Annotated in this window: 24 protein-coding genes and 4 tRNA genes; 9 read left to right on the top strand and 19 right to left on the bottom strand. The window is 56.7% G+C overall.

What is annotated here, in order from left to right; genetic code table 11:
- Positions 1–87: 87 nt before the first annotated feature.
- The 9 genes from MMG91_RS03510 to MMG91_RS03470 all read right to left on the bottom strand — a co-directional run bounded on the left by MMG91_RS03510 (position 88) and on the right by MMG91_RS03470 (position 7,387).
- A tRNA-Asp gene (locus MMG91_RS03510) sits at positions 88–164 on the bottom strand.
- Between the two features lie 53 nt (positions 165–217).
- Positions 218–490 carry an HU family DNA-binding protein gene (locus MMG91_RS03505; protein ID WP_002552737.1) on the bottom strand — a complete coding sequence of 91 codons (273 nt, stop codon included), beginning with the start codon at positions 488–490 and terminating at the stop codon, positions 218–220.
- 149 nt (positions 491–639) lie between these two features.
- Positions 640–3,036 carry an endopeptidase La gene (gene lon, locus MMG91_RS03500; protein WP_007901802.1) on the bottom strand — a complete coding sequence of 799 codons (2,397 nt, stop codon included), beginning with the start codon at positions 3,034–3,036 and terminating at the stop codon, positions 640–642.
- 161 nt (positions 3,037–3,197) lie between these two features.
- A complete protein-coding gene (clpX, locus tag MMG91_RS03495) occupies positions 3,198–4,481 on the bottom strand; it encodes an ATP-dependent Clp protease ATP-binding subunit ClpX (protein ID WP_007901798.1) in 1,284 nt (427 codons plus the stop codon).
- A 112-nt stretch (positions 4,482–4,593) separates the two neighbouring features.
- Positions 4,594–5,229, bottom strand: coding sequence for an ATP-dependent Clp endopeptidase proteolytic subunit ClpP (clpP, locus tag MMG91_RS03490; RefSeq protein WP_007901795.1), 636 nt, complete (start codon positions 5,227–5,229; stop codon positions 4,594–4,596).
- 93 nt (positions 5,230–5,322) lie between these two features.
- Positions 5,323–6,633: a trigger factor gene (gene tig / locus MMG91_RS03485; protein ID WP_052967287.1), complete on the bottom strand. Its 1,311-nt coding sequence runs from the start codon at positions 6,631–6,633 to the stop codon at positions 5,323–5,325.
- Between the two features lie 421 nt (positions 6,634–7,054).
- Positions 7,055–7,139 (bottom strand) — tRNA-Leu (locus tag MMG91_RS03480).
- 54 nt (positions 7,140–7,193) lie between these two features.
- Positions 7,194–7,269: transfer RNA gene (locus MMG91_RS03475), tRNA-His, on the bottom strand.
- Positions 7,270–7,310: 41 nt separating this feature from the next.
- Positions 7,311–7,387, bottom strand: a tRNA-Arg gene (locus MMG91_RS03470).
- A gap of 279 nt (positions 7,388–7,666) precedes the next feature.
- On the opposite strand from MMG91_RS03470, the gene folD reads away from it, so the two are divergent.
- On the top strand, positions 7,667–8,521 hold the full coding sequence (gene folD / locus MMG91_RS03465; protein ID WP_305446212.1) for a bifunctional methylenetetrahydrofolate dehydrogenase/methenyltetrahydrofolate cyclohydrolase FolD: 855 nt from the start codon (positions 7,667–7,669) through the stop codon (positions 8,519–8,521).
- A 238-nt stretch (positions 8,522–8,759) separates the two neighbouring features.
- Positions 8,760–9,698 carry a D-alanyl-D-alanine endopeptidase gene (pbpG, locus tag MMG91_RS03460; protein WP_305446213.1) on the top strand — a complete coding sequence of 313 codons (939 nt, stop codon included), beginning with the start codon at positions 8,760–8,762 and terminating at the stop codon, positions 9,696–9,698.
- 56 nt (positions 9,699–9,754) lie between these two features.
- Here the strand turns inward: pbpG and MMG91_RS03455 are convergent, their stop codons facing one another.
- The 3 genes from MMG91_RS03455 to MMG91_RS03445 form a co-directional block, all read right to left on the bottom strand.
- Positions 9,755–9,979, bottom strand: a complete 225-nt coding sequence (locus tag MMG91_RS03455; protein ID WP_253544799.1) for a hypothetical protein — start codon at positions 9,977–9,979, stop codon at positions 9,755–9,757.
- 12 nt (positions 9,980–9,991) lie between these two features.
- Complete coding sequence (locus MMG91_RS03450) at positions 9,992–10,207, bottom strand: DUF6021 family protein (RefSeq protein WP_305446214.1); 216 nt, start codon at positions 10,205–10,207, stop codon at positions 9,992–9,994.
- A 95-nt stretch (positions 10,208–10,302) separates the two neighbouring features.
- On the bottom strand, positions 10,303–11,028 hold the full coding sequence (locus tag MMG91_RS03445) for a peptidase C39 family protein (protein ID WP_310658757.1): 726 nt from the start codon (positions 11,026–11,028) through the stop codon (positions 10,303–10,305).
- Between the two features lie 171 nt (positions 11,029–11,199).
- On the opposite strand from MMG91_RS03445, the gene MMG91_RS03440 reads away from it, so the two are divergent.
- Positions 11,200–11,370: a hypothetical protein gene (locus MMG91_RS03440; RefSeq protein WP_187326411.1), complete on the top strand. Its 171-nt coding sequence runs from the start codon at positions 11,200–11,202 to the stop codon at positions 11,368–11,370.
- Positions 11,371–11,448: 78 nt separating this feature from the next.
- Here MMG91_RS03440 and MMG91_RS03435 read toward each other — a convergent pair whose 3' ends face one another.
- Positions 11,449–12,198: a TerC family protein gene (locus tag MMG91_RS03435; RefSeq protein ID WP_030130811.1), complete on the bottom strand. Its 750-nt coding sequence runs from the start codon at positions 12,196–12,198 to the stop codon at positions 11,449–11,451.
- A gap of 28 nt (positions 12,199–12,226) precedes the next feature.
- Positions 12,227–12,469, bottom strand: a complete 243-nt coding sequence (locus tag MMG91_RS03430; protein ID WP_310658756.1) for a hypothetical protein — start codon at positions 12,467–12,469, stop codon at positions 12,227–12,229.
- A 168-nt stretch (positions 12,470–12,637) separates the two neighbouring features.
- Here MMG91_RS03430 and nhaR point away from each other — a divergent pair, with 168 nt between their 5' ends.
- Positions 12,638–13,537, top strand: a complete 900-nt coding sequence (gene nhaR / locus MMG91_RS03425; protein WP_305502578.1) for a transcriptional activator NhaR — start codon at positions 12,638–12,640, stop codon at positions 13,535–13,537.
- Between the two features lie 4 nt (positions 13,538–13,541).
- Here the strand turns inward: nhaR and MMG91_RS03420 are convergent, their stop codons facing one another.
- Positions 13,542–14,696, bottom strand: a complete 1,155-nt coding sequence (locus MMG91_RS03420; RefSeq protein ID WP_052967280.1) for an MFS transporter — start codon at positions 14,694–14,696, stop codon at positions 13,542–13,544.
- 330 nt (positions 14,697–15,026) lie between these two features.
- Between MMG91_RS03420 and sstT the strand changes: the two genes are divergently transcribed.
- Positions 15,027–16,277, top strand: coding sequence for a serine/threonine transporter SstT (sstT, locus tag MMG91_RS03415; RefSeq protein WP_310658755.1), 1,251 nt, complete (start codon positions 15,027–15,029; stop codon positions 16,275–16,277).
- 77 nt (positions 16,278–16,354) lie between these two features.
- Here sstT and MMG91_RS03410 read toward each other — a convergent pair whose 3' ends face one another.
- The gene (locus MMG91_RS03410) at positions 16,355–16,864 is read right to left on the bottom strand and encodes a DUF1993 family protein (protein ID WP_007901777.1); all 510 of its coding nucleotides are present in this window, start codon (positions 16,862–16,864) and stop codon (positions 16,355–16,357) included.
- A 140-nt stretch (positions 16,865–17,004) separates the two neighbouring features.
- Between MMG91_RS03410 and MMG91_RS03405 the strand changes: the two genes are divergently transcribed.
- Complete coding sequence (locus tag MMG91_RS03405; RefSeq protein WP_310658754.1) at positions 17,005–17,652, top strand: YceH family protein; 648 nt, start codon at positions 17,005–17,007, stop codon at positions 17,650–17,652.
- Positions 17,653–17,702: 50 nt separating this feature from the next.
- Here MMG91_RS03405 and MMG91_RS03400 read toward each other — a convergent pair whose 3' ends face one another.
- A complete protein-coding gene (locus MMG91_RS03400) occupies positions 17,703–18,221 on the bottom strand; it encodes a cupin domain-containing protein (protein ID WP_310658753.1) in 519 nt (172 codons plus the stop codon).
- Positions 18,222–18,432: 211 nt separating this feature from the next.
- Positions 18,433–19,251 (bottom strand): shikimate 5-dehydrogenase, encoded by an 819-nt coding sequence (locus MMG91_RS03395; RefSeq protein WP_305502583.1) that lies wholly within the window; start codon positions 19,249–19,251, stop codon positions 18,433–18,435.
- 239 nt (positions 19,252–19,490) lie between these two features.
- Between MMG91_RS03395 and MMG91_RS03390 the strand changes: the two genes are divergently transcribed.
- The 3 genes from MMG91_RS03390 to MMG91_RS03380 all read left to right on the top strand — a co-directional run bounded on the left by MMG91_RS03390 (position 19,491) and on the right by MMG91_RS03380 (position 20,537).
- Positions 19,491–19,865, top strand: a complete 375-nt coding sequence (locus MMG91_RS03390) for a hypothetical protein (RefSeq protein ID WP_310658752.1) — start codon at positions 19,491–19,493, stop codon at positions 19,863–19,865.
- Positions 19,866–20,059: 194 nt separating this feature from the next.
- Positions 20,060–20,254: a hypothetical protein gene (locus MMG91_RS03385; RefSeq protein ID WP_030131554.1), complete on the top strand. Its 195-nt coding sequence runs from the start codon at positions 20,060–20,062 to the stop codon at positions 20,252–20,254.
- 100 nt (positions 20,255–20,354) lie between these two features.
- Positions 20,355–20,537, top strand: a complete 183-nt coding sequence (locus MMG91_RS03380) for a hypothetical protein (RefSeq protein ID WP_305502585.1) — start codon at positions 20,355–20,357, stop codon at positions 20,535–20,537.
- Here the strand turns inward: MMG91_RS03380 and MMG91_RS03375 are convergent.
- Positions 20,534–21,595: an AI-2E family transporter gene (locus MMG91_RS03375; protein WP_310658751.1), complete on the bottom strand. Its 1,062-nt coding sequence runs from the start codon at positions 21,593–21,595 to the stop codon at positions 20,534–20,536. The genes MMG91_RS03380 and MMG91_RS03375 overlap by 4 nt on opposite strands.
- Positions 21,596–21,740 lie beyond the last annotated feature (145 nt).

Raw genomic sequence — 21,740 nt, 5'->3', positions numbered from 1 at the left:
GGTTGAACTTCAAAATTAGGCAACCGTGGAGCGTGGGTAGAATCCGGATAGAAGAAAGGCGCATCCGAGGATGCGCCTTCTCGTAACTGGCGGAGCGGACGGGACTCGAACCCGCGACCCCCGGCGTGACAGGCCGGTATTCTAACCGACTGAACTACCGCTCCGCTGCCAAGTCAGGAATGACCCCGACCCGGATAGGCAAAAACCTGAATCGAACTTAGTTGACAGCTTCTTTCAGTGCTTTACCGGCTTTGAAACCTGGTTTTTTGGCGGCGGCGATTTCCAGCGTCTTACCGGTCTGTGGGTTACGACCGATGCGAGCTGGACGATCGGTCACGGAGAAGGTACCGAAACCAACCAGAACAACAGAGTCGCCAGCCTTGAGAGCGCCAGTGACGGATTCGATTACAGCGTCCAGCGCACGGCCAGCAGCAGCTTTCGGGATATCAGCGGATGCAGCGATAGCATCAATCAGTTCCGACTTGTTCACTCTAAGTCCCCTTATATCTATTTGAGTTTGATTCTAAGTTTTTTGGTGAAAGCAAAAAAACGAGTGCTGAATGGCCTACAGACACTTAAGAGCCGCTTTATAACAAGGGCTCTAAAAAACTGTCAACAAGCCCCCCAGGCAAATGCGTACTAATGCGTGCTAATTCTTTCCTTAGAGTCAGACTCGCGTTTTTCATCCTTTGCAACGATCTCCGGAACCACATCCGGCAAGGGCTCCGGCGCGTATTGCAGCGCAATTTGCAGGACCTCGTCAATCCATTTAACTGGTTTAATCTGTAGATCTTGCTTGATATTGTCAGGAATTTCCTTCAGATCGCGTACGTTCTCTTCAGGAATGATCACCGTCTTGATTCCGCCACGGTGAGCAGCCAGCAGTTTTTCCTTCAAACCACCGATCGCCAGCACCTGACCACGCAAGGTGATTTCACCGGTCATCGCAACATCTGCGCGTACAGGAATGCCAGTCAATGCTGATACCAGGGCCGTGCACATGCCTACACCAGCGCTAGGGCCATCTTTAGGCGTTGCCCCTTCAGGCATATGGATATGCGTGTCGCGTTTCTCGTGGAAGTCCAGAGGAATCCCCAGGCTCTTCGCACGGCTGCGGACAACGGTCAGGGCTGCAGTGATCGATTCGACCATCACGTCACCCAGAGAACCGGTTTTGATCAACTGGCCTTTACCCGGCACGACCGCGGCCTCAATGGTCAACAATTCGCCGCCCACCTGAGTCCAAGCCAAGCCGGTGACCTGACCGATCTGATCCTGCGACTCCGCCAGACCGTAGCGGAATTTACGCACGCCCAGGAAGTGTTCGAGCATGTCGGCAGTAACCTTCACCGAGAAGCGTTTTTCCATCGCATGCTCTTTGACCGCCTTGCGGCAAACCTTGGCAATCTGGCGCTCCAGCCCCCGTACACCGGCTTCGCGGGTGTAGTAGCGAATGATGTCGCGGATCGCTTCGGCGTCGAATTCCAGCTCGCCTTTCTTCAGACCGTTGGCCGTAATCTGCTTCGGCGAAAGGTATTTGACAGCGATGTTGATCTTCTCGTCTTCGGTGTAACCCGGCAGACGAATCACTTCCATCCGGTCCAGCAGCGCCGGCGGAATGTTCATGGAGTTGGAGGTGCACAGGAACATCACATCAGAGAGGTCGTAGTCGACTTCCAGATAGTGATCGTTGAAGTTGTGGTTCTGCTCGGGATCGAGCACTTCCAGCAACGCCGACGCTGGATCGCCACGCATGTCGCTGCCCATTTTGTCGATTTCATCGAGCAGGAACAGCGGGTTACGGACGCCCACCTTTGTCATCTTTTGAATCAATCTTCCTGGCATCGAACCGATGTAAGTCCGGCGATGACCACGAATTTCCGCCTCATCGCGCACACCGCCGAGGGCCATGCGCACGAATTTACGGTTGGTGGCGTGAGCGATCGACTCCGCCAGAGAGGTTTTACCCACCCCAGGAGGCCCGACCAGGCACAGCACCGGACCACGAATCTTCTTCACGCGCTTCTGCACGGCGAGGTATTCGAGGATCCGCTCTTTGACTTCTTCCAGGCCATAGTGGTCGGCGTCGAGAATGTCTTCGGCACGGGCAAGGTCCAGACGCACCTTGCTCTGAGCCTTCCACGGCACTTGAACCAGCCAGTCGATATACGAACGTACCACTGTCGCTTCCGCGGACATTGGCGACATTTGCTTGAGTTTGTTCAGTTCGGCCTGAGCCTTGGCCAGCGCGTCTTTCGGCAGACCGGCGGCATCGATACGCTTTTTCAGCTCCTCGATTTCGTTGTGGCCTTCGTCGCTGTCGCCCAACTCTTTCTGAATGGCCTTCATCTGCTCATTCAGGTAGTACTCGCGCTGGCTGCGCTCCATTTGCTTTTTAACGCGGCCACGAATGCGTTTTTCGACTTGCAGCAGATCGATCTCGGCATCCAACAACGCCAGAACGTGCTCGACACGGGCCGACAAATCGATGATTTCGAGGATTTCCTGCTTTTGCTCGATCTTCAGGGCCATATGCGCGGCCATGGTGTCGACCAAGCGACCTGGCTCGTCGATGCTGTTAAGCGACGACAGGACTTCAGCAGGGACTTTCTTGCCCAGCTGCACATATTGTTCGAACTGAGCCAGCAAGCTGCGGACAAACACTTCCGACTCGCGCTCAGGCGCGTCGACTTCGTCGATCAGCGATACTTCGGCACGGCAGTGGCCATCGACTTCGCTGAAGCGCTCCACGGCGCCTCGCTGCTCGCCTTCGACAAGAACCTTGACCGTGCCGTCAGGCAGCTTGAGCAGCTGCAGAACGGTAGCGATGGTGCCTACGCGATAAAGTGCTTCTTCACCGGGATCGTCGTCAGCAGGATTTCGCTGAGCCAGCAGAAGGATCTGCTTGTCGCCCGTCATCGCTGCCTCGAGGGCTTCGATGGATTTCTCGCGCCCCACGAACAGCGGGATAACCATGTGCGGATAAACCACGACATCACGCAATGGCAGGAGAGGCAATTCGATGGTTGTCTTCATGATTTCGCCTCTACGGCGGCCATAAGGCCGTAAACAGATGGAAGTAAGCTTGAAACCAAGATGGGGGCTGTTTTCAAAAAAAACAAGCGCAAATAAAATGTTAAAACGCGTTAAAAGCAAAGGGGCCCGAAGGCCCCTTCTTTATTCCAGCAGTGTGACGCTTAGGCGTCCGGCGCTGCCTTGGCAGTCGGCTCACTGTTTTCGTAGATATACAGTGGCTTGGACTTACCTTCTATAACGCTTTCATCGATCACTACTTTACTCACCTCGGACTGCGAGGGGATTTCATACATAGTGTCGAGCAATACACCTTCGAGAATCGAACGCAGTCCTCGGGCACCGGTTTTGCGTTCCAGGGCACGTTTGGCGACCGATTTCAGCGCGTCGGCCCGGAATTCCAGGTCCACGCCTTCCATCTCGAACAGCTTGGCATACTGCTTGGTCAGAGCATTTTTCGGCTCGGTGAGAATCTGCATCAATGCAGCCTCATCAAGCTCGTCCAGCGTGGCAAGTACCGGTAGACGACCGACGAATTCCGGGATCAGACCGAACTTGACCAAATCGTCAGGTTCGACTTCACGCAGGGACTCACCGACTTTCTTGCCTTCTTCCTTGCTGCGAACTTCCGCGTTGAAACCGATGCCGCCCTTGGTGGAACGGTTTTGAATAACCTTTTCCAGACCGGAGAACGCACCACCGCAGATAAACAGGATGTTACGGGTGTCGACCTGAAGGAATTCCTGCTGCGGATGCTTGCGACCACCTTGAGGTGGTACGGAAGCAACTGTGCCTTCGATCAACTTGAGCAGGGCCTGCTGCACGCCTTCACCGGAAACGTCCCGGGTGATCGACGGGTTGTCAGACTTGCGCGAGATCTTGTCGATCTCATCGATGTAAACAATGCCCATCTGGGCTTTTTCTACGTCGTAATCGCACTTCTGCAGCAGCTTCTGAATGATGTTCTCGACATCTTCACCTACATAACCCGCCTCGGTGAGGGTGGTTGCGTCGGCGATGGTGAACGGAACGTTCAGCAAGCGGGCCAGTGTTTCGGCAAGCAGGGTTTTACCCGAGCCTGTCGGGCCGATCAGCAAGATGTTGCTTTTGCCGAGTTCGACGTCGTCATTCTTTTTGTCACGCTGGTTCAAACGCTTGTAGTGGTTGTACACCGCTACGGCCAGAACCTTTTTCGCACGCTCCTGACCAATCACGTACTGATCAAGGATGCCGCTGATTTCTTTAGGCGAAGGCAATTTATGCGCGCTGCTTTCGGCCTGGGCTTCCTGCACCTCCTCACGGATGATGTCATTGCACAGGTCGACGCACTCGTCGCAGATAAAGACCGAGGGGCCGGCAATCAATTTGCGTACTTCATGCTGGCTTTTGCCACAGAAGGAGCAATAGAGCAGCTTGCCGTTGTCCTCGCCGTTGCGGGTGTCAGTCATTCGTTCGATCCAAATCCGATAGGCTTGCAACACAAGATGAAGGCTATTGCGGGCTTTTTCAAGCCCGCTAGTGATCGGACCCGCCGACCAACCTTATTTTGAGCTGCTTATTTTAAGCGGGGCGCTGATTGATCACTTCATCGATCAACCCGTATTCACGCGCTGCTTCTGCACTCATGAAATTATCGCGGTTGGTATCGCGCTCGATTTCTTCAAGAGTGCGCCCGCTATGCTTGGCCATCAGCGTGTTGAGACGCTCACGAATGAAGAGGATTTCCTTGGCATGGATTTCGATATCCGAAGCCTGGCCCTGGAAACCGCCCAGTGGCTGGTGAATCATCACACGCGAGTTCGGCAGGCAGTAACGCTTGCCTTGGGCACCGGCCGTCAGTAGAAACGCACCCATGCTGCACGCTTGACCGATACAGGTGGTCGACACGTTTGGCTTGATGAACTGCATGGTGTCGTAGATCGACATACCCGCCGTCACCGAACCGCCCGGCGAGTTGATATAGAGATGGATGTCCTTGTCCGGGTTTTCCGCTTCAAGGAACAGCAGTTGCGCACAGATCAGGTTGGCCATGTAGTCCTCTACCGGACCAACCAGAAAGATCACTCGCTCCTTGAGAAGGCGCGAGTAGATGTCATAGGCGCGTTCGCCACGAGCAGACTGCTCGACAACCATCGGGACCAGGCCGCCTGCGGCCTGGATATCAGAGTTCTGCTGAATATACGAATTACGGAACATGCTCTGCAGTCACTCCCAAATAGTTATGTCTTGAATACGCATAAGCCAGCACGAAGGCTGGCTTATGGTGTGTACTTCTTACCGCAAAAACAATCAGTCGGCTTGTGGAGCTTCTACCGGCTTGACCGCTTCTTCGTAAGAGACCGATTTGTCGGTCACGCTAGCTTTCTGCAGAACAGTATCCACAACTTGTTCTTCCAGCACAACCGAACGGACTTCGTTCAGTTGCTGGTCGTTCTTGTAGTACCAGGACACAACCTGCTCAGGCTCCTGATAAGCCGAAGCCATTTCCTGAATCATCTCGCGAACGCGGGCTTCATCAGGCTTGAGGTCGAATTGCTTGACCACTTCAGCCACGATCAGACCCAACACAACGCGGCGCTTGGCTTGTTCTTCGAACAGCTCGGCCGGCAGTTGGTCAGGCTTGATGTTGCCGCCGAACTGCTGAACAGCCTGCACACGCAGACGGTCGACTTCGTTGGACAGCAGAGCCTTTGGCACTTCGATCGGGTTGGTGGCCAGCAGACCGTCCATAACCTGATTCTTGACCTTGGATTTGATCGCCTGACGCAGTTCACGCTCCATGTTCTTGCGAACTTCGGTGCGGAAGCCTTCCAGTCCGGTTTCCTTGATGCCGAATTGAGCGAAGAATTCTTCGGTCAGCTCAGGCAGTTTAGGCTCGGAAACGGTGTTCACGGTCACGGTGAACTCAGCGGCTTTGCCTGCCAGGTCGAGGTTCTGATAGTCCTCAGGGAAGGTCAGGTTCAGAACGCGCTCTTCGCCGGCTTTAGCGCCGACCAGACCGTCTTCGAAACCAGGAATCATGCGGCCGGAACCCAGCACCAACTGGGTGCCTTTGGCGGAACCGCCAGCGAACACTTCACCGTCGACTTTGCCGACGAAATCGATGTTCAGTTGGTCTTCGTTCTGAGCAGCGCGATCGGCGACTTCAAAACGGGTGTTCTGCTTGCGCAGGATTTCCAGCATCTTGTCCAGATCGGCATCAGCCACGTCAGCGCTCAGGCGCTCGACAGTGATACCTTCGAAACCGGCAACAGTGAACTCCGGGAACACTTCGAAAATTGCGACGTATTCCAGATCTTTGCCAGCTTCCATCGATTTAGGCTCGATCGAAGGAGCGCCAGCCGGGTTCAGCTTCTGCTCAACAACAGCTTCGTAGAAAGAAGACTGGATCACATCGCCCACGGCTTCTTGACGTGCATCAGCACCAAAACGGCGCTTGATTTCACTCATAGGCACTTTGCCTGGACGGAAGCCAGCGATCTTGGCCTTTTGGGCAGTCTGCTGCAGACGCTTGTTGACCTGAGTCTCGATGCGCTCAGCCGGCACGGTGATGCTCATGCGGCGCTCAAGAGCAGAAGTATTTTCAACAGAAACTTGCATGGATATTCCTCGTTGCACAGACGTTAGCCGGCCGTTTCCGACCCCAGAATCAAGGGCATGCATTCTAGTGGGTCAAACTCAAGAAGTCACCCTACTGAAAACGGGTAAAAAAGCAGCAGGCAATTTATAGGCGGGGACAAACGGTTGTGCCTCGCCCTGTTAGCAAATACAGCCAGTCATGCCAGGGCTCTGCACCAATCCTTCTATATATAGAAGGAATCGGCAATCCATCCCTGACAGCCGACCCCACGAGGGGACCGACGGGCGAATCAGCATCATCGAGATACATAATTTCGACGACCCTACCCGCCCTTCAACCCGGAATATGCGGTTGTTTTGAAAATTCAGACTTATAAAACAAAAACGGCGCAGCCCTTTTCAGGTGCTGCGCCGTTTTCTGCTATTAAATAGCTGTTTGTAATGGTGCGGACGGAGAGACTCGAACTCTCACACCTTGCGGCGCTGGAACCTAAATCCAGTGTGTCTACCAATTCCACCACATCCGCATCAAGCTTTTAAAGCAAAGGCGCCAGACTGTTAATCTGGCGCCTTTCTAAATATGGGGTGGACGAAGGGGATCGAACCCTCGACAACGGGAGTCACAATCCCGTGCTCTACCAACTGAGCTACGCCCACCATATTGCCATGTTGCGCTACTTGTGCCAAAGCTGCCTAATTGGCGCACCCGGCAGGACTCGAACCTGCGACCATCCGCTTAGAAGGCGGATGCTCTATCCAGCTGAGCTACGGGCGCCTTGTTAATCTGTATTCTTGGACGATTACAAACTAAGTGCTTTCAGTCTCGCCGAATTAAACATCAACTCTGCTCAACCTTCTTAACCAGTGCTAGGCTGTGCCCGACAAGTGCGACGAATGTTATAGGTGAGCCTGAAGGTCGTCAACTCTTTTTTAAAAAAAATTCATTTAATTAAAGGGGTTAGGGGAATTTGCAGACCAAGCGCCTTTGCCCTCACCTCATGACATGCGAGAATGCGTTCTCTTTTTTTCCCCTCTCGATGGTTAATCACGCGCAATGACTGCACAACTAATCGACGGCAAATCGATCGCCGCCAGCCTGCGCCAGCAGATCGCCAAACGAGTCGCCGAGCGTCGCCAGCAAGGTCTGCGCACGCCCGGTCTCGCGGTGATCCTGGTCGGCAGCGATCCTGCCTCTCAGGTTTATGTCTCGCACAAGCGTAAAGACTGTGAAGAGGTCGGCTTCCTTTCCCAAGCCTACGACCTGCCTGCCGAAACCACTCAAGAAGCACTGACCGACCTGATCGATCGCCTGAACGACGACCCGGCGATTGACGGCGTTCTGCTTCAGCTGCCTTTACCTGAACATCTGGACGCCTCCAAATTGCTGGAGCGCATTCGTCCAGACAAGGACGTCGACGGTTTCCACCCTTATAACGTCGGCCGTCTGGCCCAGCGCATTCCGCTGCTGCGTCCGTGCACACCTAAAGGCATCATGGCGTTGCTGGAAAGCACCGGTGCCGATCTATACGGGATGGACGCGGTCATTGTCGGGGCTTCCAACATTGTTGGCCGTCCGATGGCAATGGAACTGCTGCTGGCCGGTTGCACCGTGACCGTTACCCACCGCTTCACCAAAGATCTGGCGGGCCATGTCGGTCGCGCCGACCTGGTGGTGGTTGCCGCCGGCAAGCCGGGCCTGGTCAAAGGTGAGTGGATCAAGGAAGGCGCGATTGTGATCGACGTCGGTATCAATCGTCAGGAAGATGGCAAGCTGGTCGGTGACGTGATCTACGAAACCGCCCTGCCCCGCGCCGGCTGGATCACTCCGGTACCGGGTGGCGTTGGCCCGATGACCCGCGCCTGCCTGCTGGAAAACACGCTGTATGCCGCGGAAACACTGCACGGCTGAGTTCACGCTGACTTGCAGCGCCGCATAAAAGAACCCCGCCCATCGCGGGGTTCTTTTTGCCTGCGAGAAAAGCTCGACCATCCGCCGGAAAAGGCTGTTTTTATCAGGCTTCCAGGCACTTTCCCCTGAACATCGAACAACCATCGACAGTTCTTCAGCCATACTCCTAAAATGCGTCGCTTTTTAAAGAAACAGCCCGTTACAGAACGGCATATCCACCCTTTATGAGTCCGCCAGCGTGAAAATCCGTCTTTCAATCCTGAGCCTATTTTTTGCATTTACAGGGACTTTCACCACGCCAACGATCAACGCCGCCGAAACCACCGCCGCACCCCGAGACATTTCACAACTGAAGATCGCTTCCGGCAGTGTCTTGCTGATGGATATGCAAACCAACAAAGTGATCTATGCCAGTAACCCTGACGTCGTAGTGCCAATCGCGTCCGTCAGCAAACTGATGACCGGCCTGGTGGTGGTAGAAGCCCGGCAGAACATGGACGAATACCTTTCCGTCAATATCAGCGACACCCCGGAAATGAAAGGCGTGTTTTCCCGGGTCAAACTCAAAAGCGAATTGCCGCGCCGAGAGATGCTGCTGATTGCCCTGATGTCGTCGGAAAACCGTGCCGCTGCGAGTCTGGCCCATCACTATCCGGGCGGCTATGTCGCGTTCATTGCCGCCATGAACGCCAAAGCCAAAGCACTGGGGATGACCAGCACCCACTTTGTCGAACCGACGGGCCTCTCCCCCCGCAATGTGTCCACCGCCCGCGATCTGAGCAAACTGCTGATCGCCGCACACAAGCACCCGCTATTGACTCAACTGAGCACCACCAAGGCAAAAACCGTTTCGTTCCGTAAACCCAACTACAGCCTGGGCTTCCGCAACACCGACCATTTGGTCAACAAGCCTAACTGGGACATCAAACTGACCAAAACCGGCTTTACCAACGCGGCCGGTCACTGCCTGGTGCTGGTCACCCACATGGGTGATCGTCCGATGGCGCTGGTGATTCTGGATGCCTTTGGCAAGTACACACACTTTGCCGATGCCAGCCGTATTCGCAGCTGGGTCGAAACCGGCAAGAGCGCCAACGTGCCTTCCGTCGCCCTGCAGTACAAATCCGACAAGAATCTCAAGCATCGCCAGAGCGGCGTGGTTGAAGCATCGAAATAAGCTCGAAACGCCTCCAAACGAAAGCCCCGAATATTCGGGGCTTTTTTTGTCTGGGATTAATCGTTAGGCAACGGCATCTGATCGTCATCCGGGATGCCATCCCCGGCACTTGGGTCTTTCCAGCCCTGCGGATGTTTTGTTGGTACCACGGTCGGTCTGGCCAACGGGTCCCGTAACGGGCTGTCCGGATCCATCACCGGATCCAGATCCCCTTCGGGGGTTGTTGGAACACTGTCGGGAGGATCTGGACGTTTGTCGTCGAAGCTCGAATCGGTAGACATATGCACCTCTGACTAGGACTTGGGTTTCAGATCGCCAAGCGGATCGTAAGGCTTCGCGGGAGCCTTCTTGCCCGCCTCACCCGGTTTTACATCCTTGGGCGCCTTGGCGGGCCCGATGGGATCGACCTGCGGATCGGCGAGGTCCGGAGAATCGGGGTCGAACCCCAACTCATTATCGGACGAATGCTCAGACGAGTGCGGGCCAGTGGGGGTATTGGAATGAGCCATGGGCGCCTCCTGGTCACGACCCGGCAAGTAATCCGGGTCCTTTACATGAGAGGCCAATAATCCTGAGTGGTGCCCTGCAAGATGACGAACGGAAACTACTGCGCGCTTAACGCTTTTTTCGCCCGGGCTGCCGCCTGCTCTTGACCTGACTGGGCAAGATCGCTCGCCGCTTTCAGCCAGCGCTTCTGATCGACGTTGGCCGGAATCTGGTCCGGCTTCTGGATCAATACAGCCCAGCCGCCGGCATTTTCGAACGCCGATTCAAAGGTGCTGAACCCCATCAGCAACCGACGGTCCATCCCGGCGCGCAGCAACACGGTCTGCTTCTGACGGTTGTAACCGGCGAGAATGGCGTATCGGGGCTCTGCCCAGAACGCTGAGCCTTCGGTGAAGCGCACCATTACCGGATAACCGGCAGCAACCTGGGCCAGCAGCGCCGGCAAATGGCTGTCGAGGGGATAGACCACCATCCCGTACTCGCGCGCGAGGTTCTGCATGTTCTGCTGCAAGCGGTCTTCGGCGCCCGGCAAATGCAGAGGTTTGTCGAGCAACCCCGGGGTTATCACGATGCCCTGCTGGGACAGCAGGCTAGCCAACACCTGAGGCCCGCTTTGATAACTTTGCCCACGGTAGAACGTACCGCTGAGTTCGACCCGCTCTGGCAGACGCTTGATTTCAGGCGCCACGCTCCCCGCACAGCCAGCCAGACCGGCAACGCAGCCGACGATCAGCACCAAAGATCGAATTCGAGAAAATACCCGCATCATCACTCTCTTGTTCAGACGCCAGGTATTCACACCCCCGGCTTGGCCGTCGATCATAGGATGCCGCGCGGCAGCGGTATAGCCTTAACCGGCAGTTGATTGCATTCGATAGAGCGAACTGGTTGGTGGCAGGCGACCTTTGGTCAATAGTCTGAAATACAGCAGCGGCTAAACTGTCACTTACCAAGGAAGAGTGTGTGCCCGATGCAGGGCAAAGAGGAGGCACTGATGAGCCTGACAATGACTATTGTGATGTTGATTTCCGGCTGGCTGGCCGTGGCCGCCGCCATGCTGTGGGGAGTTTTGCGTATTACCCGCCGACACCATCACCACCCGGTTCAATCGGCGCCTGTGGCGAAAACCGATCAGCCGGCTGCCCACCCCGCCACCGCGCACTGACCGCGCTTTTTGGTCGTCCAAACAAAAACGGCCGCCTGGACTCTTTCGAGTTCAGGCGGCCGTTTCGCTTAACGAAGGTTAAGCTTCAGCGGCGATGCGCTTCTGCCTGGCCCGACGCGACAGCATGTTCAAGCCTTCGATCGTGGCCGAGAACGCCATGGCCGCGTAGACGTAGCCTTTCGGTACGTGGGCGCCAAAACCTTCGGCGATCAGCGTCATGCCGATCATGATCAGGAAGCCCAGCGCCAACATCACTACCGTCGGGTTGTCGTTGATGAACTTGGCCAGAGGATCAGCCGCCAGCAACATCACCAGTACCGACACCACCACCGCAATGATCATGATCGGCAAATGCTCGGTCATGCCGACAGCGGTAATGATGCTGTCGATGGAGAACACCATGTCCAGCAGCAGGATCTGACCGATCGCAGCGGCAAAGCCCAGGGTCACGGTCGAGGTAGCCGACATCGGATCATCCGGTGCCGGGTCCATGCTGTGATGGATTTCGGTGGTCGCTTTCCACAACAGGAACAGGCCACCGGCAATCAGGATCATGTCCTTCCAGGAGAACGCGTGGCCGAGAATCTCGATCACAGGCTCCGTCAACTGGACGATGAACGCGATGGTGCTCAACAGTGCCAGACGCAAGATCAACGCCATGCCGATACCGATGCGCCGCGCCTTTTGGCGATGCTGTTCGGGCAGCTTGTTGGTGAGGATCGAGATGAAGATCAGGTTATCGATGCCGAGCACGATTTCCATCACCACCAGCGTGGCCAGGGCGACCCAGGCAGTGGGGCTTGCAGCAAGTTCTAAAAGGTATTCCATGGGTCAGTCCTGACTCGTTGTAGACGGTTTAGATTTCCTGGGACGAAGATTCGGTTTTGTCCGTCTCTTTGGCCGATTGTTCTTTCTTGCTGATCAAACCGCCCGTGGCATCGCTGAGCGCTTGCTCGGCAGCTTTGTGGGTATCGTCAATCGCCTGTTTGGCGGTTTCGGCGGCCTTGCCCATCAATTGCTGAGCGCTTTTCTCGGCCTGGTCGCAACCGGCCAGCACCAGTAAAGACGCAATCAGCAGTGCCGTGGTTTTAAGCTTCATGATGCTTTCCTCGATAAAACAGACAGAACCGAAAAGGCGATCCGTCGATAGCGAGGCATTCTAAGGAAGCAAACACTTCAGGAAAATTCGTATTTTTAGCGGTTATACTTCGGTTACAACGAATCCAGATAGTGTATTGGCGTATGTGAACAAGGGGATTTCACCAACATGCTTAATTATCGACAGCTGCATTACTTCTGGGTGGTGGCCAAGACCGGCAGCATCGTGCGCGCCTGCGAGCAACTGAATCTGACGCCACAGACCATCAGCGGGCAGATTTCCCTGCTCGAGCAAACCTATGGCATCGAGTTGTTTCGTCGGGTCGGCCGGCAGCTGGAACTCACCGAAGCCGGGCGTCAGACCCTGCCCTACGCCGAGCAGATGTTCCAACTCGGTGGCGAGCTGGAATTGATGCTGCGGGCGCAGCCCAATGAGCAACAGATTCTGTTTCGGGTGGGCGTCGCCGACGTGGTGCCTAAATCCATCGTTTATCGACTGATCGCGCCGACCATGGAGTTGAGCGAACCGCTGCGTATCACCTGTCGCGAAGACAAACTGGAACGCTTGCTTGCCGACCTGGCGATTCAGCGCCTTGATCTGGTGATTTCCGACAGCCCGATGCCCTCGCATCTGGACATCAAGGGCTACAGCCAGAAACTCGGCGAATGCGGCATCAGCTTCTTCGCCACTGCCGAACTGGCGGCGCGGTATGGCCAGGACTTCCCCCACAGCCTGCACGGCGCCCCGCTGCTGATTCCCGGGCCGGAAACCGTAGTGCGCAGTCGCTTGCAACGCTGGTTTGCCGAACAGCAGATCCAGCCACAGATCGTCGGCGAGTTCGACGACAGCGCTTTGATGCAGGCTTTCGGCCAATCCGGTAGCGGGATATTCATCGGCCCGAGCGTGATTGCCGACGAATTGAAACGCCAATGCGGTGTGGAGTTGATCGGTCAGACCGACGCCGTGCGCGAGTCGTTCTACGCCATCTCGGTGGAGCGCAAGGTCAAGCACCCCGGCATTGTCGCCATTACCGAAGGTGCTCGCCGCGAGCTGTTCACCGCGATGTGAGATGTCAGGCGCAGATTTCGCGAGGCTTGAAGGTCATCAGCGCCATCGCCAACAGGATCGAGACAAGGATAAAACCGGCTGCCGCGAAACCCAGTCCGCCCAGGCCAACACTGTCGATCACCCGCCCACCGACCATCGCGCCCAGACCGATTCCGAGGTTGGCCCCGGCGATGTTCAGCGATGCAGCAAAGGCCGGAGCCTCAGGCGCAGCCTTCATCAGGCGCACATGGCTGACCAGGAACAGCGCGGCCTGAGTCACGCCCCAAATCCCCATCGCTGCCGCCAGACCGAGGGGTGAATGAATGTTCGGCACCAACGCGACCATGCCGGCGATCATGAAGGCACAGAACGTCACTGAAGCGATCAGCGGATGTCGATCCACCGCGCGACCGCCCAGCGAGTTGCCGATCAAGCCCACCGCACCGAAGCCCATCAGGCACCAGCCGACCACGGTGCCGTTGAAACCGGCCAGCCGCTCAAGAATGTCCGCCAGGTAGGTGTAAGCGGTGAACATGCCGCTGAACACCAGGATCGATAACAGCACATGCCCCAGCATCAATGGGCTGCGCAGGATTCTGAACTGCGAACGGAAACTGACTTGATGTTGGTGCAGGTTGGTTTTCGGCAGGTAGATAAACAGCAGCAGCGCCTTGGCAAACGCGATCACCGCCAGAATGCCAAAGGCACTGCGCCAGCCGAACGCATCGGAAATCAGCGTCCCCACCGGAATGCCGAACACCGTGGCGCAGACAATACCGAAACCGATCTTGGAGATGGCCCGCCCGGCATAGTCCGGCCCGACGATGTCCACTGCGGTCTCACTGGCCAACGCCCAGAACACCGGCAACCCCAGCGCCGGAATCAATCGCGCAATGGCCATCACCCCGATGTTCGGCGCCAGTGCCGCCAGCGTGTTGGCCAGGCCGAACATGATCAGCACGCTGATAAACAGTTTGCGCCGTTCAAACCTTGCAAAGTATGCGGTCAGGAACGGTCCGAAGGCGGCCACGGTAAAGGCGAACAGGGTCACCAGCAAACCCGCTTGAGGGATGCTGACGTCCAGATCACGGGCGATTGCCGGCAACAGGCCGACGATGATGAATTCCGTGGTCAGCACCGTAAAACCGGCAGCGGACAACAGAAGAATGGGCAACAGCATGCAGAACTCCAGGAAAACGACGACACCAGCGACAGCCCGAAGGCTCACTGGCAGAACTTGAAAATGAGGATGGCGAAGCTTAACAGAGTGTTTCCGGACGAGGTTGCACGAACCTGCAAATCGCGTTGATCAATCGGGTGGCAGATCGTCACAGGTCTGAAGGATCACGACTACGCTGTGATAAAGTCCGCGGCCTGCGGTACTTATACTTTGCTCATCGGCCATTCATTGGCATTGATGTAGCGACCCTTCGGTTCCCTCCATGTGGCCTGCCCGGCTTTTTGCTGCATGAGCGGAACCCTGCACCCTAATAAAATCAGAGATGCCGTTATGACCGCTTTATCCCCTTCTCTCATGCAACGCCTGAAACGCAGCAGCCTGGTCACGCAAATCATCATCGGCCTGATCGCCGGGATTGCCTTGGCGTTGCTCGCGCCTGAGCTGGCCAAGTCCACCGCCTTCATTGGCAAAGTGTTCGTGTCGGCGCTCAAGGCTGTCGCGCCGATTCTGGTGTTCGTGCTGGTCATGGCTTCGATTGCCAACCATAAGCACGGCCAGGAAACCCATATCCGGCCGATCCTGTTTCTGTACCTGCTGGGCACCTTCGCGGCAGCCGTGGTGGCGGTGGTCGCCAGTACGCTGTTTCCGTCGAGTCTGGTGTTGGCCACCCAGGATGTTGGGGTGACCGCACCAGGCGGTATCAGTGAAGTGCTGCAAAGCCTGGCACTGAGCGTGGTCGATAACCCGGTCAGTGCGCTGATGAACGCCAACTTCATCGGCATTCTCGCTTGGGCCATCGGCATGGGTATCGCGATCCGCCATGCCGGCGCAACCACCCGTGAGGTGCTGGGCGATTTGTCCAATGGCGTGACGGTTATCGTACGGGTGGTGATTCGCTTTGCACCGCTGGGGATCTTCGGCCTGGTGGCCTCGACCCTCGCCACCTCTGGATTCGGCGCCTTGATCGGTTACATGCATCTGCTGGCCGTGTTGCTGGGCTGCATGCTGTTCGTGGCACTGGTGATGAACCCGGCCATTGTGTTCTGGAAGTTGCGTCGCAACCCGTATCCGCTGGTATTCACTTGCCTGCGTGAGAGCGGCATCACTGCCTTCTTCACTCGCAGTTCGGCGGCGAACATTCCAGTCAACCTGGAATTGAGCAAGCGCCTGGGCCTGCACGAAGATACCTATTCGGTGTCGATCCCGCTCGGCGCCACCATCAACATGGCCGGTGCCGCGATCACCATCACCGTGCTGACCCTGGCCGCCGTGCATACCCTGGGCATCGCCGTGGATATTCCGACGGCCATCCTGCTCAGCATCGTCGCAGCGATCTGTGCCTGTGGCGCCTCGGGCGTGGCTGGCGGTTCGCTGTTGCTGATTCCACTGGCGTGCAGCCTGTTCGGCATCCCGAGCGAAATCGCCATGCAGGTGGTGGCGGTCGGCTTCATCATCGGTGTATTGCAGGACTCGGCGGAAACCGCGCTGAACTCCTCCACCGACGTGCTGTTCACCGCGGCGGCGTGCCAGGGTGAGGAACAGAAGACCCGGGAAGCCCGGGAAGCCCAGCGTTTGGCGTAACAACGCACCTACAGAAGGCGTGACAAAAAAAGCCCGCCAAGGCTTACACCTTGGCGGGCTTTTTTGTACCTGGCGGTTTAGAACGCGCCCATGTAATCGCGCTTGCCCACTTCCACACCGTTGTGACGCAGCAGTGCGTAAGCAGTGGTCACGTGGAAGAAGAACTGTGGCAGACCGTAGCTCAGCAGGTAAGCCTGGCCAGTGAAGCGCTTCTCTTTAGGCGTGCCTGGACGGGTAACGATCTCGATGCCTTCCTTGCCGTCGATCTGCTCTGGCTTGATCTCACCGATGAAGGCCAGAACCTTGGCGATCAATGCTTGCAGTTCGGCGAAGGTGGTTTCGGTGTCATCGTATTTCGGCAGTTCGACTTCAGCCAGACGCGCCGAAACGCCTTTGGCGAAATCAACGGCGATCTGCACCTGGCGTACCAGCGGGAACATGTCCGGGTACAGACGGGCTTGCAGGAATGCGTTCGGATCGATGTTTTTCGCGGTAGCGTGGGCTTCGGCCTTGCTCAGGTTGTTGCTCAGGGCATTGAGCATTTGCTGGAAAACCGGAACGGATGCGGCGTACAGGGAAATAGTCATGATGGTCTCGTGTGGTGACAGGAGTAAAAACGTGGAGCGATTATAGCCATGCCCGACCGCCCTGCGGCTTGTCTTTTATCCTGCAAGGATTAGGCTAGGCGGCTTCGACTGCATGCTTCGACTGCATAGGGAAAAGCGCGATGAGCACTGAGCAAGAAACGACCTCCGACGAACCGCGGCTCAACAGCACGGAAATCCGCATTCTGGGCTCGTTGATCGAGAAACAGGCCACCAGCCCGGAAACCTATCCGCTGACGCTCAATGCGCTGGTGCTTGCCTGTAACCAGAAAACCAGCCGCGAACCGGTGATGAACCTCAGCCAGGGCCAGGTCGGCCAGAGCCTGCGCGTGCTGGAAGGTCGCGGTTTTACCAGACTGGTAATGGGCAGCCGTGCCGACCGCTGGGAGCATCGGGTCGACAAGGCGCTGGAACTGGTGCCGGCGCAGGTGATTCTGACCGGGCTGTTGTTCCTGCGCGGCCCGCAGACGGTCAACGAACTGCTGACCCGTAGCGGCCGCATGCATGATTTTGAAGATGCCGAGCAAGTGATGCATCAGCTGGAGCGCTTGATCGCCAGAGGCCTGGCGCTGTTGATTCCGCGTCAGGCCGGCCAGCGCGAAGACCGTTATATGCATGCACTGGGCGATCCGGCGGATATCGAAACGATCCTGGCTGCCCGACAGAATCCGGCGGAACGTGGCACCAGTGGCGGTGTGTCGGTTGAGCGGATCGAAGAGCTTGAAGCGCGGATTGCGGCGCTGGAAGAGCGCTTGGCACGCCTCGAATAATCCGCACCGTACTTGTAGCAGCTGCTACAAGATACGTTGTGCCTGAATGGCTACTCGCCGTCCCAATAATCCACACCATCGGCCTGCCTGGCGACGGCAACGAAGCCCGAAGCATTGCCTTGGGCATCGACCTTGTAGTCGTCCATCACCACGTATTTGCCGGAATCCGGGTATTCGCAAATGTCAGGTGATTGCTGGCTGCTGACTGCCAGATAGCGCAATTCGCCGTTGCTGGTGTTGATGATCTGGTGTGCAGCTTCAGGTCCGCCCGCGGGGCAGGCGATTACGTCACCGGCGCGGATCGGAAAGCGTTCGGCGCCAAGGCGAACTTCCCCTTCCCCGGCCACGATGTAGAACATCTCCTCGTTGACCCGATGGTTATGAAAAGGACTGCCACGCATGCCTGGCTCCAGGGCGTACAACCGATAACCCAGCTTTTGCGCACCCAATTGCTGGCCGATGCGGGCAAAGCGTTGTTGATAGCGGCCGGCAGCGTCTCCGGTGGGAGCAAATTCTTCGGGCAGCGGTAAAAGTTCGGCCTGATCCAGGTTGAGAATGGCGGGATGCATGAAAACCTCGGTCACGGTGGCTGGAAAGCAAGTCTGCGCTTGCTGGTGGCCAGTATAGGTGGGAGATGTTCGCGGGCAAGTGAGTGGGGATTGGCAGGAGACCGAGTCGCAACAATCGCGAGCAGGCTCGCTCCCACAAGATCAGCGCTGAACCTGTGGGAGCGAGCCTGCCCGCGAAGGGGCCGGTACATTCAATAAAAAATCGGGATGATCAGCCCCGAGCAAACGCCACGGCTTTCTGGAATTGCTCATCGGTCGGCCGCACGCCGGTGTACAGCACGAACTGTTCCAGCGCCTGGATTGCAATCACTTCCAGCCCGGTGATGACTCGTTTGCCTTCAGCACGACCGCGCACGATCAATGGTGTTTCCGAGGGGATCGCCACCACATCGAACACAGTCTCGGCAGCAGCGATGGCTTCAGGCTCAAACGCCAATTGGTCCGCTTCCGGCCCGCCATTCATGCCGATGGGCGTCACGTTGATCAGCATCTGCGGGCGCTGGCCCCCCAGTTCCGCCTGCCATGAGTAACCCAACGATTCAGCCAAAGCACGCCCGGCGCGCTCGTTACGGGCCACGATCAGGCCGTTTTTGTAGCCGCCATCGCGCAAGGCACTGGCCACAGCCTTGGCCATGCCGCCGCTGCCGCGCAGGGCAAAGGTCGATTCCTTGGGAACCTGATGGGTGTCGAGCAATTGCGCAATCGCAATGTAATCGGTGTTGTAGGCCTTGAGGTGACCGTTGGTATTCACAATAGTGTTGATCGATTGAATAGCCTCAGCCGATGCATCCAGCTCATCGACCAACGCAATACAGGCTTCTTTGAATGGCATCGACACGCCGCAACCCCGAATGCCCAAGGCGCGGATGCCGCCAACGGCGCCCGGCAAGTCCTGGCTGCTGAAGGCTTTGTAGTAGAAATTCAGGCCCAGTTGTTCGTACAGATGGTTATGAAACCGCAGGCCGAAATTGCCGGGGCGCCCCGAGAGTGACATGCACAGCTGAGTGTCTCTGTTGGGGTTCATCTGCATTGGAATCTCCTTCAATAGCACTTTCAGATGGACGGGATTAGCCACTCCACCGGTTCTGATTGATCATAAAAGCCAGTCTGCACCTGGCACACAGTCGTAAAGAAGCCGGTACAGACCTTACACAAAATTTACCCAACGGCTGTGCTGATTTTCAAAAAAATGCTGTCTTAGAAGTATCCCCGCGACAACTTGTGTCTATTGCAGACGCGAGCGCCGGGTCGAAGAACCGAGGACTTATCATGATCCGTAAAATCCCCACAGTAGCCTTGCTGATCGGTGCTCTCGCTATCGCGGGGCAGGCAGAAGCAGGTGGTCGTGGTCATGGCGGCTGGGAAGGTCCGGCTGTGTTTGGTGCGATCGTCGGCTCGGCAATCATTGGCTCGGCAATCATCGGCCGCGACCGTCCAGTGTATGTGGAGCAACCGGTCTACGTTCAGCCACAACCGGTGTACGTGCAACCACCACCTGTTTATTACCAACCGGCGCCGGTCTACGTTCAACAACCGATCTACTACCGCCCGGCACCGATCCATTACGGTCCGCCACGCGGCTATGGTCCACCGCGCGGCTATTACGGCCCTCCCCATGGTTATTATCGTGGCGACCGCTGGTAATCCACTCCTCAGGCCCCGCTTTAACTGCGGGGCCTTTTTTGTGGCCGCAAGGTATGGCGAGGTCTGAATAAATCTCGCCAAGGTCGCTGTCGGGATAGTCCCGGCAGGTAAAGTTGGTCATATTTATGTCATGTCCGATCCGCAAGCTTGGATCTGTCCGTAAACAACAGGTTGATAAAAACAAGGACGACCTCATGCCCACACAAAATCCGCACCGCATTGTCGGCCTGTGCACTTCCGGCAAGGTGTACAACGCACTGACCGAACTCAAGCATCTGGAGGGTCATCGCAGCGCAAAATTTCTCTCGCTGCTGGCCGAAAACCTGGTGCGCAAAGGCCTGCTCAATGAGCAGGAAGTGGTGCATATGCTCGATCAAGTGGTGGACTGAGCGCAGGACTCATTGGCGTCAATGACGACTATCGAAAGCGTTGATTGTCCGTTCAAGCGTCCGATCCGTAAGGTAGCTCCATAGATTAATGGAGGTACTTATGGCTCAGGTTCAAATCATGTCCGTTATCGGCAGCGCGGTTCCCGCAACGCTCAGGGCCCAAGGATTACTCGCCTGCTGGTATCTGGTGCAGGACGGTGAACCTGTCAGCGGCCCGCTCACCTCGCTTCCCGCCGCCCAAGCCTTGTCGCAACGTATCGGCTCGGGCCAGTTCAGTGCTTAAGGCAGCTGAACCCGTGGATTGGAATCGATGTAAATGGCCCAGCTCGACACGAACAATGCGGCGATCAACGGCCCGATGACAAAACCGTTAATACCGAAAAGCGCCAGGCCGCCCAGGGTCGAGATAAGGATCAAGTAGTCGGGCATTTTGGTGTCCTTGCCCACCAGTATCGGTCGCAGGACGTTGTCCACCAGGCCGATCACGAACACCCCGAACAAAATGAGCACCGTGGCCTGCCAGATCGCGCCGCTGAACAGGAAATACACCGCCACCGGCATCCAGACAATCCCCGCCCCCACCAACGGCAACAGCGACAGAAACGCCATCAACACCGCCCAGAGCAGCACGCTCGGGATGTCCAGAATCCAGAAAATAAAACCACCCAATGCCCCTTGCGTGATCGCCACCACCAGGTTGCCCTTCACCGTGGCCCGCACCACGCGATTGAACTTGAGTTGCAAACGGCGCTTCTGGTTATCTTCCAGCGGTATGGCCACACGTACTTTGCGCGCCAGTTCGGAGCCGTCCCGCAGGAAGAAAAACAGCAGATACAGCATGACGAAAAAGCCCACCACGAATTCGAACGTGCCCAGGCCAAAACTGAACGCCTTGGTCGCGACAAACTGGCTGCCTTGCATCGTGCTCTTGATGATTTTTTCACGCAGCCCGGCCAGCTCGCCCATGCCGAAACGATCGAGCAAGTTCTGAACGTACGGCGGCAGACTTTGCTTGAACTGCGACACATACCCGGCAATGTCCAGTTCGCCGCTTTCGATTCTGTTGTAGAGCGCCGCGCCTTCTTGAACCAGCAACGTACTGATCGTGATCACCGGCAAGATCGCGATCAGTACACAGAGAAACAAGGTGCACAGGGCCGTGAGGTTGTGAGGCCAACCGAACCTCCGTTGCAGCTGATGCTGCAAGGGCGCAAACAGAATACCGAGGATGACCGCCCAGAACACCGCGCCATAAAACGGCAGCAGAATCCAGATGAAGGCAATGCTTACAAGCGTCAGCAATACCATCAGCGATCTGTTTTGCAGCTTCGTTTCGTTCATGTCCGATCCATGTCAGTGCGCAGGAGCGCCGTTGCGCGTCTTGATGCTTAGTCCGCCACGATTCGCGCGAGTGCCATTTGTTTGTTCATCAAGCATAGATCCAGATCAATAAACCCCGCGGACAAGCCGCTTACCCTTGCCGGCT

The sequence above is a fragment of the Pseudomonas sp. JL3 genome (assembly GCF_031570575.1).
GTDB lineage: Bacteria > Pseudomonadota > Gammaproteobacteria > Pseudomonadales > Pseudomonadaceae > Aquipseudomonas > Aquipseudomonas cucumis.
The sequence above is the reverse complement of the archived record's forward strand: the minus strand, read 5'-3'. Positions and strand labels throughout refer to the sequence as shown.